This is a genomic window from Pararoseomonas sp. SCSIO 73927, assembly GCF_037040815.1.
Classification (GTDB): Bacteria; Pseudomonadota; Alphaproteobacteria; order Acetobacterales; family Acetobacteraceae; genus Roseomonas.
In genome coordinates, this window is sequence record NZ_CP146232.1 from 1,261,493 (window position 1) to 1,276,488 (window position 14,996).

Annotated in this window: 17 protein-coding genes; 2 read left to right on the forward strand and 15 right to left on the reverse strand. The window is 71.6% G+C overall.

Going from position 1 to position 14,996, the window contains the following annotated elements; genetic code table 11:
* Positions 1-3: 3 nt before the first annotated feature.
* Entirely contained in the window at positions 4-666 is a 663-nt protein-coding gene (locus VQH23_RS05975; protein ID WP_338664715.1) for an HD domain-containing protein, read from the forward strand.
* A 47-nt stretch (positions 667-713) separates the two neighbouring features.
* Positions 714-1,682, forward strand: a complete 969-nt coding sequence (locus VQH23_RS05980; protein WP_338664716.1) for a tripartite tricarboxylate transporter substrate binding protein — start codon at positions 714-716, stop codon at positions 1,680-1,682.
* A 168-nt stretch (positions 1,683-1,850) separates the two neighbouring features.
* Here the strand turns inward: VQH23_RS05980 and VQH23_RS05985 are convergent, their stop codons facing one another.
* The 15 genes from VQH23_RS05985 to VQH23_RS06055 form a co-directional block, all read right to left on the reverse strand.
* Positions 1,851-2,354, reverse strand: a complete 504-nt coding sequence (locus tag VQH23_RS05985) for an aromatic-ring-hydroxylating dioxygenase subunit beta (protein ID WP_338666062.1) — start codon at positions 2,352-2,354, stop codon at positions 1,851-1,853.
* Between the two features lie 5 nt (positions 2,355-2,359).
* Positions 2,360-3,703: an aromatic ring-hydroxylating dioxygenase subunit alpha gene (locus tag VQH23_RS05990; RefSeq protein ID WP_338664717.1), complete on the reverse strand. Its 1,344-nt coding sequence runs from the start codon at positions 3,701-3,703 to the stop codon at positions 2,360-2,362.
* Between the two features lie 32 nt (positions 3,704-3,735).
* Entirely contained in the window at positions 3,736-4,725 is a 990-nt protein-coding gene (locus VQH23_RS05995; protein ID WP_338664718.1) for a tripartite tricarboxylate transporter substrate binding protein, read from the reverse strand.
* A 32-nt stretch (positions 4,726-4,757) separates the two neighbouring features.
* Positions 4,758-5,096, reverse strand: coding sequence for a hypothetical protein (locus VQH23_RS06000; protein ID WP_338664719.1), 339 nt, complete (start codon positions 5,094-5,096; stop codon positions 4,758-4,760).
* Positions 5,097-5,305: 209 nt separating this feature from the next.
* Positions 5,306-6,187, reverse strand: coding sequence for a DUF1932 domain-containing protein (locus VQH23_RS06005; protein ID WP_338664720.1), 882 nt, complete (start codon positions 6,185-6,187; stop codon positions 5,306-5,308).
* The gene (locus VQH23_RS06010) at positions 6,184-7,077 is read right to left on the reverse strand and encodes an amidohydrolase family protein (protein WP_338664721.1); all 894 of its coding nucleotides are present in this window, start codon (positions 7,075-7,077) and stop codon (positions 6,184-6,186) included. The genes VQH23_RS06005 and VQH23_RS06010 overlap by 4 nt, the downstream gene beginning before the upstream one ends.
* Entirely contained in the window at positions 7,074-8,069 is a 996-nt protein-coding gene (locus VQH23_RS06015; protein WP_338664722.1) for a tripartite tricarboxylate transporter substrate-binding protein, read from the reverse strand. The genes VQH23_RS06010 and VQH23_RS06015 overlap by 4 nt, the downstream gene beginning before the upstream one ends.
* Positions 8,070-8,087: 18 nt before the next feature.
* Positions 8,088-8,243 carry a hypothetical protein gene (locus tag VQH23_RS06020; protein WP_338664723.1) on the reverse strand — a complete coding sequence of 52 codons (156 nt, stop codon included), beginning with the start codon at positions 8,241-8,243 and terminating at the stop codon, positions 8,088-8,090.
* Between the two features lie 97 nt (positions 8,244-8,340).
* Positions 8,341-9,324, reverse strand: coding sequence for a tripartite tricarboxylate transporter substrate binding protein (locus VQH23_RS06025; protein ID WP_338664724.1), 984 nt, complete (start codon positions 9,322-9,324; stop codon positions 8,341-8,343).
* On the reverse strand, positions 9,321-10,292 hold the full coding sequence (locus VQH23_RS06030; protein ID WP_338664725.1) for a tripartite tricarboxylate transporter substrate binding protein: 972 nt from the start codon (positions 10,290-10,292) through the stop codon (positions 9,321-9,323). Before VQH23_RS06030 ends, VQH23_RS06025 begins: the two co-directional genes overlap by 4 nt.
* Before the next feature lie 33 nt (positions 10,293-10,325).
* Positions 10,326-11,174 carry an ABC transporter substrate-binding protein gene (locus tag VQH23_RS06035; RefSeq protein WP_338664726.1) on the reverse strand — a complete coding sequence of 283 codons (849 nt, stop codon included), beginning with the start codon at positions 11,172-11,174 and terminating at the stop codon, positions 10,326-10,328.
* The gene (locus tag VQH23_RS06040) at positions 11,167-11,871 is read right to left on the reverse strand and encodes a 4-carboxy-4-hydroxy-2-oxoadipate aldolase/oxaloacetate decarboxylase (RefSeq protein ID WP_338664727.1); all 705 of its coding nucleotides are present in this window, start codon (positions 11,869-11,871) and stop codon (positions 11,167-11,169) included. The genes VQH23_RS06035 and VQH23_RS06040 overlap by 8 nt, the downstream gene beginning before the upstream one ends.
* Positions 11,868-12,890 carry an amidohydrolase family protein gene (locus VQH23_RS06045; RefSeq protein ID WP_338664728.1) on the reverse strand — a complete coding sequence of 341 codons (1,023 nt, stop codon included), beginning with the start codon at positions 12,888-12,890 and terminating at the stop codon, positions 11,868-11,870. Before VQH23_RS06045 ends, VQH23_RS06040 begins: the two co-directional genes overlap by 4 nt.
* A gap of 34 nt (positions 12,891-12,924) precedes the next feature.
* Complete coding sequence (locus VQH23_RS06050) at positions 12,925-13,923, reverse strand: catechol 2,3-dioxygenase (protein ID WP_338664729.1); 999 nt, start codon at positions 13,921-13,923, stop codon at positions 12,925-12,927.
* Between the two features lie 68 nt (positions 13,924-13,991).
* Positions 13,992-14,993, reverse strand: coding sequence for a LysR substrate-binding domain-containing protein (locus VQH23_RS06055; protein ID WP_338664730.1), 1,002 nt, complete (start codon positions 14,991-14,993; stop codon positions 13,992-13,994).
* Between the last annotated feature and the right edge of the window lie 3 nt (positions 14,994-14,996).

Sequence of the window (14,996 nt, forward strand, 5' to 3'; positions counted from 1 at the left end):
GCCATGAACTTCCTGGACCGCCGTCCGCGGCGCGAGGTCACCGATGCCATGCGCGCCGAGGTTCTGGAGGACCTGCCGGAGCTGGTGGAGATCGGAAGTGAGGAGCTGCGGCGGAAATGCGTGGAGGTGTGGTGCCTGGCACTGGCGGAGAGCAGCTTCGCGCGCGTCTCCGACATCCCCGGTGAATCGAACCCCGGCCAGTTTGCTCTGCGGCGCGGCGACCAGGCGACGCATCTGCGGGGAGTGACCCGCATCGCCCTCTCCATCGCCGACGAGTTCGCGGCCATGGATCCCGCCGTGCGGATCGACCGCGACGTGGTGGTCGCCGGCGGGCTGACGCACGACGTCGGCAAGCCCTGGGAGTTCGATGCCGCCAACCGCGCGCGCTGGACGGGCGATCCCTCGGCCACGGGCCTGCCTTCGCTGCGGCATCCCGTCTACGGCGCGCATCTCTGCATCGCGGCGGGGCTGCCGGAGGAACTGGCCCATATCGCCCTCGCCCACTCCTTCGAGGGGGAGCACCTGGTCCGCAGCCTGGAATGCCTCATCGTGCAGCGGGCGGACCACCTCTGGTGGTCGATCGCCGGCGGCTGCGGGCTGCTGCAGCCATCGGGCGACGCCATCCTCCAGGCCAGGAAGATCGTGCCCCGCCCTCTCCGCGACTGATCCATCCCCAGCGCTCACATCCCGAGCGCCCAGGAAAGGAAGCCGACATGAGATCGGTCTGCCGCCGCACCGCCCTGCTCCTCCCCGCACTCTTCGCCGCCGGCACGGCCCGCGCAGACTGGCCGGACCGGCCGGTCCGCATCATCGTGCCTTTTGCGCCCGGCGGCAGCTCCGACCTCATCGCGCGCCTGATCGGGACGGAGCTCGGGACGCGGCTGGGCCAGCCCGTGGTGGTGGAGAACCGCGGCGGCGCCAACGGCGCGATCGGGATGGCGGCCACGGCCCAGGCCCCGGCCGATGGCTACACCCTGGTGGAGGGTCATATCGGCACCCACGCGATCACGCCGGCCATCATGCGAAACCCGGGGTACGACACCCTGCGCGACTTCACGACGATCGCGGTGCCCGCCACCTCCTCATCCGTGCTCGTCGTGCCGCAGGCCAGCCCGGTCCGGGATCTGAGAGGGCTGCTCGAGCTCGCGCGCGCGAGGCCGGGAGGGCTGAGCTACGGCTCCCCCGGCGTCGGCTCGCCCTCCCACGTCACCGTGGTCCTGCTCTCGAAGATGACAGGGATCAGCGCGCAGCACGTGCCTTACCGGGGCGGCGGGCCGGCGGTGACAGATCTGGTGAGCGGCACGCTGGACTTCATGTTCGCCGGCCCGTCCGAGGTGATGGGGCAGATCGGGTCCGGCCGGCTGCGCGCCCTGGCCACCACCGGCGAGCACCGCTCGCCGGGAAGCCCGGAACTGCCCACCGTCGCCGAGGCAGGCGTTCCGGGGTTCCGCTTCACCGTCTGGCACGCGCTCTCAGTGCGCGCGGGCACGCCGCCCGCGATCCTCGACCGTCTGCGCCAGGAGGTGGCAGCCATCCTCGCCACGGAAGCGATCCAGGCCCGTCTCCGCGACGTGGGCCTCGAGCGCGGGCCGACCGATGCCCGGGCAGGGGACGCCATGGTGCGGGCCGAGATCACCCGGTGGGGCACGCTGGTTCACGAGGCCGGCATCCAGGCGGATTGAACCCTGTCCGTTCGGTTGGAATGAGCACCGGCCAGCGATCGTTGACGCGTCAGGCCGCGGCTGGCGCGGGCGTGCTGCTCGCCTTAGAGCGCAGGGCCGGCCTGGACAGCGCGGCGACGGGGTCCGGCGTGGTCCTTCATGTCTCTCCCCCTGTGCATCCCGTCGGCCTCACACGTTGTAGAAGTCCAGCGCCGTCGGGATCATGTCGTTGGTCAGCAGCACCGTCTTGCGCGCGATCCGCCAGCTGCCGTCCGCCCCGCGACGGAACAGGTGCTCGTAGCGCCCGAAGAACATGTGGGGACGGGAGACGCGCGGGTCGTAGCCGTGCACCGTCCAGCTCGACGTGGCCTCGATCTCGTCCTTCGTCACCCGGCCCGGCAGGATGTTCGTCACCATGTGGACGGTGCGGGGCAGCGGCAGCGCCGTGACGGACTTGCGCGTGCGGATCCGCATGATCCGCTCCTCCAGCCCGACGCGGGAATCGTGGTAGATGAGGGAGACCTCGCGGTCCGGATCGGACGTGGTCTTGTGCTCGTCCAGCCAGGCCGGGATCCAGAACACGGCGTCCTCGGCGTAGAGGGCGAGCCAGGCATCCCATTCCTGCCGGTCCAGGTGCAGCCCCTCGCGGTAGAGCAGCCCGGCGCAGATCGCGGCGGCCTCGGCATCGGGCATCGCGCTCACGCCTCGGCCCCGCGCAACATCAGCCGGCGCCACTCGCGGTAGCCCGTGTGGAAGCAGGTCTCGTCGCCGAAGGTGACGGGGCCGCGCGCCTCGGCGAGCGGGGCGACGCCGATCCCGGACACGAGCGACGGCGCTGCTGCCGCCCCGCTCATCCCGCCCATGCCGCGCGCGTAGCCCTGGGTCCAGCCATCCGGGTCGGCGGCGTAGCCGGACTGGCAGTACTCGTACATCACGTTGTCGTCCGAGGTGGCGAGGCCGGTGGGGTTGAAGAAGTCCTCGTACTGCCGGATCCGCAGCCGCCGCGCCTCCGCATCCTCCCCGATCGGGGCGAGGCAGTGGGAGACCATCTCCGTCCGGTCCGGAGCCAGCGGGCGCCAGGTGCGGAGCTGGAGCGAGACGATGTCGATGATCTGCAGGTTGGGAAAGATCGTCAGGTTGCGCTGACGCAGCATCCACTTCGCCCGCTCCTCTCCCACGCGCGCCCGCACCTCCTCCAGCCGCGCCCGGTCGAAGGCCAGCGGGCGCAGGCCGCGCGGGGGATTGCGGATGGACCACATGACGGAGTGACCGTGGGCGAAGCTGAAGCTGCCCTGCTCCTCCTGGTCCGGCTCGGGCGGGGCCTTCACCGCCGGCGGGTTGCGCTTCGCCCGCTGAGCGAGCACGTCCATGTAGGAGCTGTGGGTGGAGGCGAAATGGTAGAAGTCCAGTCCGTTCTCGAACTGCAGCTTCCAGTTGCCGTCATAGGTGTAGTTCACCGGCCCCGGCACGAACTCCCACCCCGTGCTGCTCTGGTCCAGCACAAGGTCGAGCATCCCCCGCGCCTCGCCTAGGTGCTCCTCCAGCGCGGGCACGTCGGGCGAGAGGCTGGCGAAGAGCAGGCCGCGGTAGCTGCCAAGGCGCGCCACGGGCATCAGGTCGTGCCCCTCCGCGTCGAAGGACTCCGGGTACTGCCCCGTCGCGTGGTCGGTCACCAGCGTGTTGCGGCCGGCGCTGTCATAGGCCCAGCCGTGGTAGCGGCAGACGTGGAACTTCGCCCGCCCCTTGCGGAAGGGGCAGACCACCGCGCCGCGATGGCGGCAGGAGTTGAGGAAGGCGCGGACAACCCCGTCCGCATCCCGCGTCACCAGCACGGGCTGCCGGCCGACATGGGTGGTGAAGAAGTCGTTCGGCCTCGCGACCTGGCTCTCCAGCCCCACGAAGTTCCAGGTTCCCTCGAAGACGCGCTCCATCTCGAGCGCGAAGACGGCGGGGTCGCGGAACAGGTCGCGATGGATCCGGAACACGCCGTCCGCGGGGCGGTCGTCCACCAGCTCGGCGGCGGTCCTGTGATGATGGCTCATGCAAGCACCCGGATGGAGGAGGGGATCGGAAATCAGTCGAGCACGATCTTCGCGGCGCGGGCCACGTCCCGCCACTTCGCCATCTCGCCCTTCAGGAAGGCGTCGAAGGCGGCGGGCGTGCCGGGTGCCGGATCGACGCCGAGCGGGACGACCTGGCGGCGGAAGCCCTCGGAGCCGGTGACGGCGCGGAGGTCGGCGGAGATGGCCTCCACCAGCGCCGGCGGGGTGGCCGCCGGGGCGATCACGCCCTGGAAGGCGACGGAGGAGAAGCCGGGCAGCGTCGCCGCGACCGTGGGGACCTGCGGCGCCTCGGGCAGCGGCGCATCGCCCGCCACCGCCAGGATCTTCAGCCGCCCGGCCTCGACATGCGGCCGCACGGAACTCCAGAGGTCGAACATCACGGGCACGCGCCCGGCCAGCACGTCGGTCAGGGCCGGCGCGCTGCCGTTGTAGGGCACGTGCTCCATGGCGATGCCGGTCCGCTGCTGCAGGAGGGCCCCGGCCAGGTGGCCGGCCCCACCGGGCCCGGGCGAGGCGTAGGCCAGCGGCTCCCCCCGCCGCCTCGCGTCGGCCACCAGCTCCCCGAGCGTGTTCGGCCCGAAGCCGTTCCCGGCGACGAGGACGAAGGGCGAGGTGACGAGCATGCCCACCGCGGCGAAGTCGGCCGCCGCATCATAGGGCATCCGTTCCTTGACCGCGGGGTTGATGACGAAGGGGTTGGTGCAGATCCCCAGCGTGTAGCCGTCCGCCGGGGCGCGGGCGATGGCGAGGGTGCCGACGATCGTGCCGCCGCCCGCGCGGTTCTCCACCACGACCGGCTGCTTCCAGCGGTCTCCCAGCGCCTCCGCGACGACGCGCGCGATCACGTCCGTGGGCCCGCCCGCGGCGAAGGGCACGATCATCCGCACGGGCCGCGCCGGGAAGACCGCCTGCGCCCGTGCCGCGCCCAGGGGCAGGAGCACCGTCCCGGCGCCCAGCGCCGCCGTCCGCAACGCCGAGCGCCGCGTCCCCATCACCGTCATGCCGCCCTCCCCTTTTTCTTTTGTGCGCCGCGTCACGATAGCCCCGCCGGACATTGCGCGCGGGTCGCCAGGCGGAGCATGACGCCATCGCGCCCATTGTCGAGCACCGCCGGCCCGGCGGCCTGTCCCATCGTCATCACCGGCGGCATCTGCCGCAGGCCGGAGAGCGCGACATGGGCGGGCGGACATCCCGCGCCCGGCCACCAGCGCATCGTCGAGCGAGCGGAGGACCTCTCGACCACCCAATGCCTGGGCTGCACAGAGAAGCCCTTTTGTCCCGGCGCGCTGCCGACGATGGTGACGGCGACAGGCGAGGCCTCGGCCACGCGGGATCCGGTGTAGGCGCGGTCGGCGACCGGCGCTTCCTGCACGTTCGGCCCACGGGAGGAACTTCCCACCCCCCTTTGCCGAGCGGTAGCTCCTCGAGCAATACCTGGCCTGGAGCACTCGCAAGCCGCGTCGCGCCCGCGACGACGAGCGCACCACCCGCTCCGGCCTCGGCCTCCTCACCCTATCCCGCCTTGTGCTCCGCCGCCTCCCCTCGGCTCGGATGCCACCGTGGAGCTGAGCGGATCGGTGGCTAGCTGTTCTGCTTCAGCACGGCGTCAAGAAGGGCGCCGAGATCGGCTGACGAGGTTATGGCCGCCGGCAGCATGGCTCCCCGGGCGGCTGACCAGTCCTGACGATCCGCGATCGGGACGGAGAGGATCGGCTCCACTCCCACCTCGGACACGGTGCGCGCCACCTCCCGCATCTCCTCCGCCCGTCGGCGTCCATGGATCAGAGGACGGCTGATCACGTATCGCGCCAACTCTGCCCAGTCCGGGTGCGGCAGCGTATCGGAAAGAGAGGCGAGCACCTCCTTCTCCACACCGTAGCGTCGGGCGGCGAGCAGGCACTCGGTCGCTAGCACCTCCAGACCCTTGACCATGACGCTCCGGCACATCTTGACCGAAGATGCGCGTCCAACCTCCTCAGAGAAGATGGTGAGATCCATGCCGAGATCAGCGGCAGCCTCCGCAAATGCTGCGGCGTGGGTGCCACCGAGGAGGATGGGCGTGCCGAGACCCTTGGGCGGCACGCTGGCCATCACGGCCGCCTCCACGTAGCGTCCGCCGCCTGCGGAGACGGCCGCAGCCGCCTCCCGCTTCGTGCCCGGGGAGACGGAGTTCACGTCGAGGAAAAAGGGGGCGTGCCGCAGGCCGGGGGCGGCCGCGCGGCAGGCCGCGAGATCTGAGCCGGCGGTGACGGAGCATACCACGAGGTCCACGCCGTCCACGGCGTCCGTCGCGGATGCCGCCCGGACGACGCCGGCGGCCATGGCCTCCTTCGAGGCGCGGCTTCCCAGATCGGCGAAGGCGGTGTCCCAGGCCGCGGCGACGACGACGCCGCGCGCCGCGAGGTCGCGCGCGAAGATGCGCCCCACCTCCCCGAAGCCGATGATGGCGGCGCGCGCGATCATGCAGCGCCTCCCTCGTTCCAGTAGAGGCGGGCTGGATTGTCCACCAGAATGCGCGCCCGCGTCGCCTCGTCCTCCACAGCCTCCGCCAGCAGGTCCAGCAGGTCGCCGTCGTTCGGCATATCGCCCGCGATGTTGGGATGCGGCCAGTCTGTCCCCCAGAGCACGCGGTCCGGCGCGGCGGCGACGAGGGCGCGTGCGAAGGGCAGCGCGTCGCGGAAGGGGGCGCCGGCAGAGGAGACGCGCTCCGCCCCGCAGATCTTCACCCAGGCCAGCGGGTTGTCCATCAGGCCCAGCAGGCTGCGGAAGGCGGGCTGCTCCGTCCCATCCTTCGCACGCACGCGGCCCATGTGGTCGATGACGAAGGGGATGTCGATCCGGTCGATGCGGGGCGCCAGGGCCTCCACGTCCTGCGCGTCCAGGTGCAGCACCACGTGCCAGCCCAGCGGCCGCACCTGCGCCAGTACGCGGTCGAAGAAGGCCATGTCCGGCATCCCGCCGAGGTGACGGACAAAGTTGAACCGCACGCCGCGGATCCCGCCCGCGTGCAGGTGCCCCAGCTCCGCGTCCGTCACGCCCGGATCCACCACAGCCACGCCGCGGTAGCGCCCGCCGGAACGGGCGATGCCGTCCAGCGTCACCTGCATGTCGCTGCCGTGGCAGGAGGCGTGGACGATCACCGCGCGCTCGATCCCTAGCCGGTCGTGCAGGGCGCGCAGCGCCTCATACGGCGCGTCGGGCGGGGTATAGGCGCGGTCGGGCGCGTAGGGGAACACCGCGCCAGGGCCGAAGATGTGGCAATGCGCGTCGCAGGCGCCGGCCGGCGCCCTGTACCGCGGCTCACGCGTGTCGGGATCGGGACCCTTGCAGGTGGGAATCACTCTCTCGCTCATTGCCGCTCGATCCCTGCCTTCTCGATCACCTCGGCCCAGCGGGCCGTGTCCGTCCGCAGCAACTCACCCATCGCCTGCTGCGTACCGCCCTGTACTTCGATCCCCTGCCCGGCCAGGGCATCCCGCGTGGCGGGATCGGCCAGCACGTCGTTCACCGCCCGGTTCATCGCCTCGGTCACCGCCGGCGGCGTGCCGATACGGGCGACGAGGGCGTTCCAGGAGGCCACGTCGTAGTCGCGCACGCCGGCCTCCGCTGCGGTCGGCACATCCGGCAGCGTCGCGGCCCGCGTGGCGGTGGTCACGCCGACGGCGCGCACGGCACCCGCTCGGATCTGGCCGAGGACAGGCGCCGAGATCTCGAACACGGCGTCCACGTCGCCGCGCAGCAGCGCCGTGGTGGCCTGCGGCGTGGCGGGAAAGGCGATTGTTTCTGCCTGTATGGCGGCTCGGATCTTGAACAACTCGGCCGAGAGGTTTTGCGTGCTGCCGGCGGCGATGGTGCCGATGTTCAGCCTCCCCGGCTCCGCCCGCATCCGTGCCAGCAGCGCCGCAAGGTCCCGCGGCCCGTCCGGCTTCACCAGCACGACGATGGGGAAGGCGCCGAGGGTGACGACGGGGGTGAAGTCCCGAAGCGGATCGAAGGGCAGGTTGCGGAAGAGGGAACGGCTGATGGCCGTACCGTTGGTGGCGGCCATCAGCGTGTGCCCGTCCGCCTCCGCGCCCAGGAGCTGCTGCGCCGCGACAATGCCTCCCGCGCTGGGGCGGTTGTCGATCACCACGGGCTGCCCGATCCGCTCGGACAGCCGGTTCCCGACGGTCCGCACGGTCAGGTCCGCGACCCCCCCGGCCGCGAAGGGGACGACGATGCGGACGGGGCGCGAGGGGGACCAGCCGGTGGGCTGGGCCGCGGCGGGCTCTGCGCGAACCGCGGCCGCGGCCAGCGCGCCGAGCAGGGTGCGACGGCCATGCGGCCAGCCGGTCGTAATCAGCATGACGTCCCTCCCCTTCGTTCAATCGGCCCTGATGCCGGCGTTGCGGATGACCTCGCCCCAGCGCTCGCGGTCCCGCGCCAGTTGCGCGGCGAAGGCGGCGTCTCCCGGCAGGGGCTCAAGCCCCGCATGGGCCAGGCGCTCCCGGAACGGCTCCTCCTTCGCCACCGCGTCCACGGCGGCGGCCCAGGCGGCACGCGCCCGGGCGCGGCGGCACCGAGGAGGCGGCGCGGGATGGAGGGCATGTCCTTCTCCCTTTTCTGGCTGTCCACGATCAGTCCGGCCGCATGCCGGAGACGCGGACCACCTCGCCCCACCGCGCGCGCTCCGCGGCGATGTAGGCGCCGAACTCCTCCGGCGTGCCGGGTCGGGCCTCAGCCCCCTCGGAGGCGAGGCGCGGGCGCAGGCGATCTCCCGTCAGAATGCGGGCGCAAGCCCGGTTCAGCCGCTCGATCGCCGCGCGCGGGGTGCCGGCGGGGGCCACGAGCCCGTACCATTGCACCGCCTCGAAGCCCGGGAGCACGGCCTCTGCCAGGGTCGGCAGCCCCGGCTCCGAGGGCAGGCGGGTGAGGGAGGAGACGCCGAGCGCGCGAAGCTGCCCGGCGCGCACCGGCGGCAGGGCGGGTGGGCCGCCCGTCAGCGTTGCACCGATCGTTCCGGCGAGGAGATCGGTCATCATCGGCGCCGTGCCGCGATAAGGGATGTGTTCCAGCTCGATCCCCGCCGCGCGGGAAAAGGCGACCATGGCGATGTGCGCGGCGGACCCGTTGCCGCCCGAGCCGTAGGAGATGCCGCGCGGCCGCGCGCGGGCCAGCGCGATGAAGTTCCGGGCGTTCCCCACGTTCAGCGACGGGTGCACCACCAGCACGTTGGGCACCACGGCGGCCAGGACCACCGGGTCGAAGGCCGTGGCGGTGTCGAAGGACAGGCCGCGGTACAGGCCGGGGTTCACCGCCAGCGTACCGACATGCCCCATCAGCAGCGTGTGGCCATCGGGCGCCGCGCGTGCCACGGCCTCCGTGCCGATGGTTCCGCCGGCGCCGCCACGGTTCTCCACGATCACGGGCTGGCCCAGCGCTTCGGGCAGCTCGTTGGCGACGGCACGCGCCAGGATGTCGGAACTGCCGCCGGGGGTGAAGGGCACCACCAGCCGGATCGGGCGCTGCGGCCAAGCGCCTTGCGCGCGCAGCAGGGCCGGGGCCGCCAGCAGGCCGCCGCCCGCAATCGCCGCCCGGCGTCCGACGTGACACCCGCTCATTGGACGCGGATGTTCCGGGCGCGCACGAAGTCACGCCACTTCGCGTTCTCCGCCGCGAAGTAGCCCGGCCACTCCTCCACCGGGCGCACGCCCGGCGTGACGGTCAGGCTGTCCAGGCGCGGCTTCAGCTCCGGGGCGGCCAAGGCCGCGGCGCAGGCAGCGTTCAACCGGCGGAGCAACGGCTCCGGCGTGCCGGCAGGGGCGAGGAGGGCGACGTGCTCCACCACTTCGAAGCCGCCATAGCCCAGCTCCTCGAAGGTGGGCACCTCGGGCGCGAGGGGGGACCGCACGCGCATGGTGTTGGCCAGCGCGCGCAGGTCGCCAGAGGCGATAAAGGACATCACCGCGGCGCCCGGCATGAAGAGCATGTCCGCCTCGCCCGCCAGCACGGCCTGAATGGCCGGGCCGCCGCCGCGATAGCCGATCTCGGCAACCTCGAGCCCCGCCATCTGCAGGAACAGTTCCGTGACGAGATGGGAGGTCGCGCCGACACCGGCGTTGGCGTAGACCTTGCGCGCGCCCGGTGCTTTGACCATCGCCACGTAGTCCGCAACGCTGCGCGCGGGGGAGTTCCGCGGCACCAGCATGAAGAGAGGCGAGGAGGCCAGGAGCCCCGCGCCGGCGAAGTCCCGCTCCTGGCTGTAGTTCGTCTGGTACAGGTGCGGCGCCACGGCGTAGGTGCTGTTGGGGGCCAGCACCACCGTGTAGCCGTCCGGCCGCGCGCGGGCGGCGGTAGCCATGCCGATGGTACCGTTGGCGCCGCCCCGGTTGTCCACCACGACGGAGCGGCCGAGATCCTGCGACAGCCGCGCGGCCAGCACGCGCGCGAAGGTGTCGGTCGGGCCGCCCGCCGGCCAGGGCACGATCATCGTGACCGGACGACTGGGATACGCTCCCTCCTGCGCCAGGGCTGGTGCGGCGAGACCCGCGAGGGCGGCGGTGCCGAGTATCCGGCGGGTGACTGTCATGGTTCGTTTCCCGTGCCTTGCCTGGTTTGCCTTCTAGGGAACCGTCAGCGGCGTCCCGTCCCAGATCTCGTCGAGGTTGAGGGCCCGCCTGGTCAGCCCCTGATCGGCGCAGAGCCGCGCGGCGAGGAGGAGGGCCGGGGCGAGGCCCGCGCGACCGCCCGGCGGGGTCCTGCCTCCGAGGAGCCGCACGATCTCCGGCGCGATCTCCGGATGCGCCGCCGCCACGTCGCGCCGAAGCACGAGCAGGTGATTCACCGGCACGAAGCCATGGGCGGTGCGGAACGTCTTCGCCGCCGCTCCCGGGTCGGGGAAGACGGTGCGGAGCGGTTCGCCCTGCGGCAGGTCGTTTCCGAAGACCGCGGCGTCCAGCGCGCCGCCGCGCAGCATGGCCAGCATGTCCGATCCCGCCGGGGCGCGCTCCGCCCAGGGCGGGTCGCGGTAGCCGGGCTCGTGCGCGTCCTCGAAGGTCACCCACCGCACGGCGCCCGGCGGCACGCCCGCATCCGCCAGCGCGCCGCGCAGCCACATCCCCGTCGTCTGGCTGTAGGCGCGCACGCCGACGCGGCGGCCCGCGATGTCGGTAGGTCCCCGCAGCGGGCTCTCCGCAGGGCAGAGCAGCGCGCCCTCCTGGAAGCGCGCGGCCATCACCACGGGCAGCAGCACCAGCGGCCGCCCGGCCTCCTTCGCCATCAAGAAGGTGGCGATCGCCATCTCCGAAAGGTCGAAGCGACCCTCGCGCACCATGGGCGCGAAGGCGCGGTTCACGGGACTGATCCCGGCATCCTCGATCCGCAGGATTGGCGAGGCCGCGGTGCCGTCCAGCACCGCCGCGCTGTGTGGGTACCGGCCGATGGCGGCCCGCAGGGTGACGGGCTCAGCCATCCTCGTACTGCAGCCCCTTCTTCGCCAGGGCCTCCCGCATTCCATAGATGTCGAGGCCGAGTTCCCCGGCCTTCAGCCGCGTACGGGTCGCCTCCTCCTTGCGCTCGCGCGCGCCGGAAGCGGCGAGAACGGCCTCGGCCTCCTCCCGGCGCACCACCACCACGCCGTCGTCGTCCGCCGCCACGAGGTCGCCCGGATTCACGAGCTGCCCGGCGATGACGAGCGGCATGTTCACCGAGCCCAGCGTCTCCTTCACCGTGCCCTGAGGGGAGACGGCACGGGACCAAACGGGGAAGCCCATGGCCTCCAGCGCCGCCAAGTCGCGGCACCCCGCCTCGATCACCAGCCCCACCACGCCGCGAGCCTGGAGGGAGCAGGCCAGAAGCTCCCCGAAGTAGCCGGCATCGGAGGGCGAGGTGGGCGCGACAACGAGGATGTCACCGGGCCGGCACACCTCCACCGCCACGTGGATCATCCAGTTGTCGGCGGGCGGGAGGGAGACGGTGACGGCGCTGCCGGTCGCCCGGCCGCGCGGCCAGGCAGGGCGCATGTGGGAGGCGAGGCATCCGCGCCGGCCCTGCGCCTCGTGGATGGTGGCGGTGCCGTAGGGGGCGAAGCGCGCGGCCAGTTCCGGCGCGACGCGGGGCGGGTTGCGGCGGACGAGGTGGACCGGCCCGGCCCCGGCGGAGACGCTCACCGTCCCTGCCCCCGCAGGATGGCGTCCAGCCGGGGGTAGACGCGGCGGGCATTGCCCTCGAACACCTTGCGCTTGTCGGCCTCGGGGATCGTCAGCGCGTCGATGTAGCGCTTGGTATCGTCGAAGTGGTGGCCCGTCTCCGGGTCGATCCCGCGCACGGCGCCGACCATCTCGGACCCGAACAGGATGTTATCCACGTCAATCACCCGGAAGAGCAGGTCGATGCCGGGCTGGTGGTACACGCAGGTGTCGAAGAAGACGTTGCGCATGATGTGCTCGGACAGAGGCGGGCGCTTCAGCATGTCCGCCAACCCCCGGTAGCGGCCCCAGTGGTAGGGGACCGCGCCGCCGCCGTGCGGGATGATGAAGCGCAGCGTCGGGAAGTCGCGGAACAGGTCGCCTTCCAGGAATTGCATGAAGGCGGTCGTATCGGCGTTGATGTAGTGAGCGCCGGTCGCATGGAAATTATGGTTGCAGGACCCCGAGACGTGGATCATCGCCGGCACGTCCAGCTCCACCATCTTCTCGAAGAAGGGATACCAGGCGCGGTCGGTCAGCGGCGGACCGGACCAGTGCCCGCCGGAGGGATCGGGGTTCAGGTTGCAGCCGATAAAGCCCATCTCCGTCACGCAGCGCTCCAGCTCCGCGATGGAGTGGGTGATGGAGACGCCCGGCGACTGCGGTAGCTGGCAGACGCCCACGAAGGACTGCGGGTAGAGGTCCACCACGCGGCGGATCAGGTCGTTGCAGTGTCGGGTCCAGGCCTGGCTCACCGCCTCGTCGCCGACGTGGTGCGCCATGGTGGAGGCACGGGGGGAGAAGATCGTCAGGTCCGCGCCGCGCTCGCGCAGCAGGCGCAGCTGGTTCTTCTCCACCGACTCCCGGATCTCGTCGTCCGAGATGCCGGGATAGGCGGGGTCGGTATCCCCGCCGGCCTTGAAGGCCGCCTTCTGGCTGTCTCGCCAAGCGTCGTGCGCGGTAGGAGCCGTGGTGTAATGGCCGTGGCAGTCGATGATCATCGACCGTCCTCCATCGATGGGCAGGGATGGGTGGTCACGAGGCGATCCCCGTGGCGGAGAGATCGTCGGGTTCCTTCTCCGGCAGGGGCGGGGTGCCGTGGGTGTGGAAGCTGGCGATGGTCTGCAGCCCCCAGGCCTGTCCGCGCTTCCGCTCCGCCTCGGTCCAGGTGATCGTCCGCCAGTCGGGCGCGAGGATGAGGCGCGCGCCGGCATGGGCCACCTCCACCCGGTTGCCGCCCGGCTCGTAGACATAGAGGAAGAAGGTCTGCTGCACGGCGTGCTTGTGCGGCCCCGTCTCGATGTGGACGCCCGCCTCCAGGAAGGCGTCGGCGGCCTGCAGTACGGCCTCGCGGCTATCCAGCGCGAAGGTGACGTGGTGGAAGCGGCCCGGCACGCCGTGCGCCTCCTTCGTGAAGGCGAAGTCGTAGGACTTGTTGTTGGAGGTGAGCCACATGCCCGCCTCCTCCCCGCTGTCCAGCTCGATCCGCTCCGTGCAGCGCAGGCCGAGGTTGCGCTGGAAGAACTCGCGGTTGGCGCGCACGTCCACGGCGAGACAGTTGAAGTGGTCGATCCGCCGCACGTTCACGCCGCGCGCCGGGAAGCGCTCCGCCTGGTTCTTGAGGGAGGGGCGGCGATCCGGCGGCGCCTCGTACCACTCCGTGCGCCAGTAGAGCTCGAAGACGTGCCCGTCCGGGTCGCGGAAGCGCCAGCCCGTGCCGTGGCCGAGATTGTCCTCCTGCGGCCACACCTCCACCCCGTCGGCCCGCAACGCGGCCAGGCGCCGCTCCAGCGCCGCGGCGCTGCGGGTGCGGAACGCGGCATGGCCCAGGCCGGAAGTGTGAGAGGCGGTGAGCTGGAGGGAGTAGCGCTCGTAGTCGTCCCAGCCGCGGAGGAAGACGCTGTTGCCCTTTCGGCCGCTCTCCGTCATGCCCATTACCTCGGTGAAGAAGCGCAGGCTCTCCTCGGGCCTCGGCGTCAGCAGTTCGACGTGGCCCAGATGGGCAATGTCCATCACGGGCTCGGGCGCATCCATCGCGGTTTCCTCCCGCCCGCCCCTGGCCCAGGGTGCAACCCCGGATCCGGCGCGGAACCGGGTGGACCTTAGGAGCCGGAGTGGCGACGCGTCCTATTGGTTTTCCGGCGCGAGATATCAGCATCCGGCATATCAGCGAGGCCTCGTGCCGCGATCTCCCTCAGGGTCTCGTGCAGGGCGGTGATGAAGGCGTCCACAGCAGGCGAAAGGCTCCCCCCGCGCGGCAGGACCAGCCCTGCGGGGCGGGGCGGGGAGGCGGCGGCCAGGGGTAGCACGCGCAGCGAGCCCCGCAGGAGATCCCCCAGCATCATCAACCGCGGCATCACGGCGATGCTGTCCGTCGCCAGCAGCATCTCCCGCAACAGGCCGTAAGACGAGGACCGCAGCGGCGCCCCGGCGACGGGACCGAGCAAAGAGAGGAAGGCTTCAATCTCCTGGCCGATTCTCTGGCTCATGGTCGGTAGAACGAGGCCGTAGGGCGCGAGGTCGGCCAAACCCGGCGCCGCCTGCAGTTGCAGCAGGGGATGCTCCGCACGCACGAGGAGTGAAATGGGCTCGTCCCACAGCGCCTCTCGGCGGAAGCCGTCCGGCGTGGACGGTGGGTAGAGTCGGCCAACGATGAAATCGATCTCGCGCTCTGCCAGCAGGGGCAGCAGTTCCTCCGACCGTCCCTGCTCCAGGCGCAATCGGATGCCGGGCTGAGCAGCGCGCAACCGTAGGAGCACGCCGGGCAGGATACCGACCGCGGAGACAGGCAGCACGCCCACCGCCAGCGTATCCCCGCCATCGATCGCATCCAGCTCCTCCTCGGCCCGATGAACCTCAGCCCGCACACGCTTTGCCAGCCGAGTTATCGCCAGGCCGGCGCGAGTGGGGCGGACGCCGCGTGCGTGCCGCTCGAAAAGCGGGGTGCCGACGATGTCCTCCAATTCGCGGAGGCTCCGGGAGAGGGCAGGCTGACCAACCCCCAGGGCCGTAGAGGCGCGTAACAGGCTGCCGTGGGCCTGCAGCGCCTCCGCCACTCGCAGCAGTGGAAGCTTCAGCCGACGATCGAGGAAGCGAGAAGGCATGAG

Bases quoted from the DNA above. Each gene is read 5' to 3' on its own strand.
- VQH23_RS05975 (WP_338664715.1), top strand. From the start codon at position 4: ATGAACTTCCTGGACCGCCGTCCGCGGCGCGAGGTCACCGATGCCATG.
- VQH23_RS05980 (WP_338664716.1), top strand. From the start codon at position 714: ATGAGATCGGTCTGCCGCCGCACCGCCCTGCTCCTCCCCGCACTCTTC.
- VQH23_RS05985 (WP_338666062.1), bottom strand. From the start codon at position 2,354: ATGCCCGATGCCGAGGCCGCCGCGATCTGCGCCGGGCTGCTCTACCGC.
- VQH23_RS05990 (WP_338664717.1), bottom strand. From the start codon at position 3,703: ATGAGCCATCATCACAGGACCGCCGCCGAGCTGGTGGACGACCGCCCC.
- VQH23_RS05995 (WP_338664718.1), bottom strand. From the start codon at position 4,725: ATGACGGTGATGGGGACGCGGCGCTCGGCGTTGCGGACGGCGGCGCTG.
- VQH23_RS06005 (WP_338664720.1), bottom strand. From the start codon at position 6,187: ATGATCGCGCGCGCCGCCATCATCGGCTTCGGGGAGGTGGGGCGCATC.
- VQH23_RS06010 (WP_338664721.1), bottom strand. From the start codon at position 7,077: ATGAGCGAGAGAGTGATTCCCACCTGCAAGGGTCCCGATCCCGACACG.
- VQH23_RS06015 (WP_338664722.1), bottom strand. From the start codon at position 8,069: ATGCTGATTACGACCGGCTGGCCGCATGGCCGTCGCACCCTGCTCGGC.
- VQH23_RS06025 (WP_338664724.1), bottom strand. From the start codon at position 9,324: ATGAGCGGGTGTCACGTCGGACGCCGGGCGGCGATTGCGGGCGGCGGC.
- VQH23_RS06030 (WP_338664725.1), bottom strand. From the start codon at position 10,292: ATGACAGTCACCCGCCGGATACTCGGCACCGCCGCCCTCGCGGGTCTC.
- VQH23_RS06035 (WP_338664726.1), bottom strand. From the start codon at position 11,174: ATGGCTGAGCCCGTCACCCTGCGGGCCGCCATCGGCCGGTACCCACAC.
- VQH23_RS06045 (WP_338664728.1), bottom strand. From the start codon at position 12,890: ATGATCATCGACTGCCACGGCCATTACACCACGGCTCCTACCGCGCAC.
- VQH23_RS06050 (WP_338664729.1), bottom strand. From the start codon at position 13,923: ATGGATGCGCCCGAGCCCGTGATGGACATTGCCCATCTGGGCCACGTC.
- VQH23_RS06055 (WP_338664730.1), bottom strand. From the start codon at position 14,993: ATGCCTTCTCGCTTCCTCGATCGTCGGCTGAAGCTTCCACTGCTGCGA.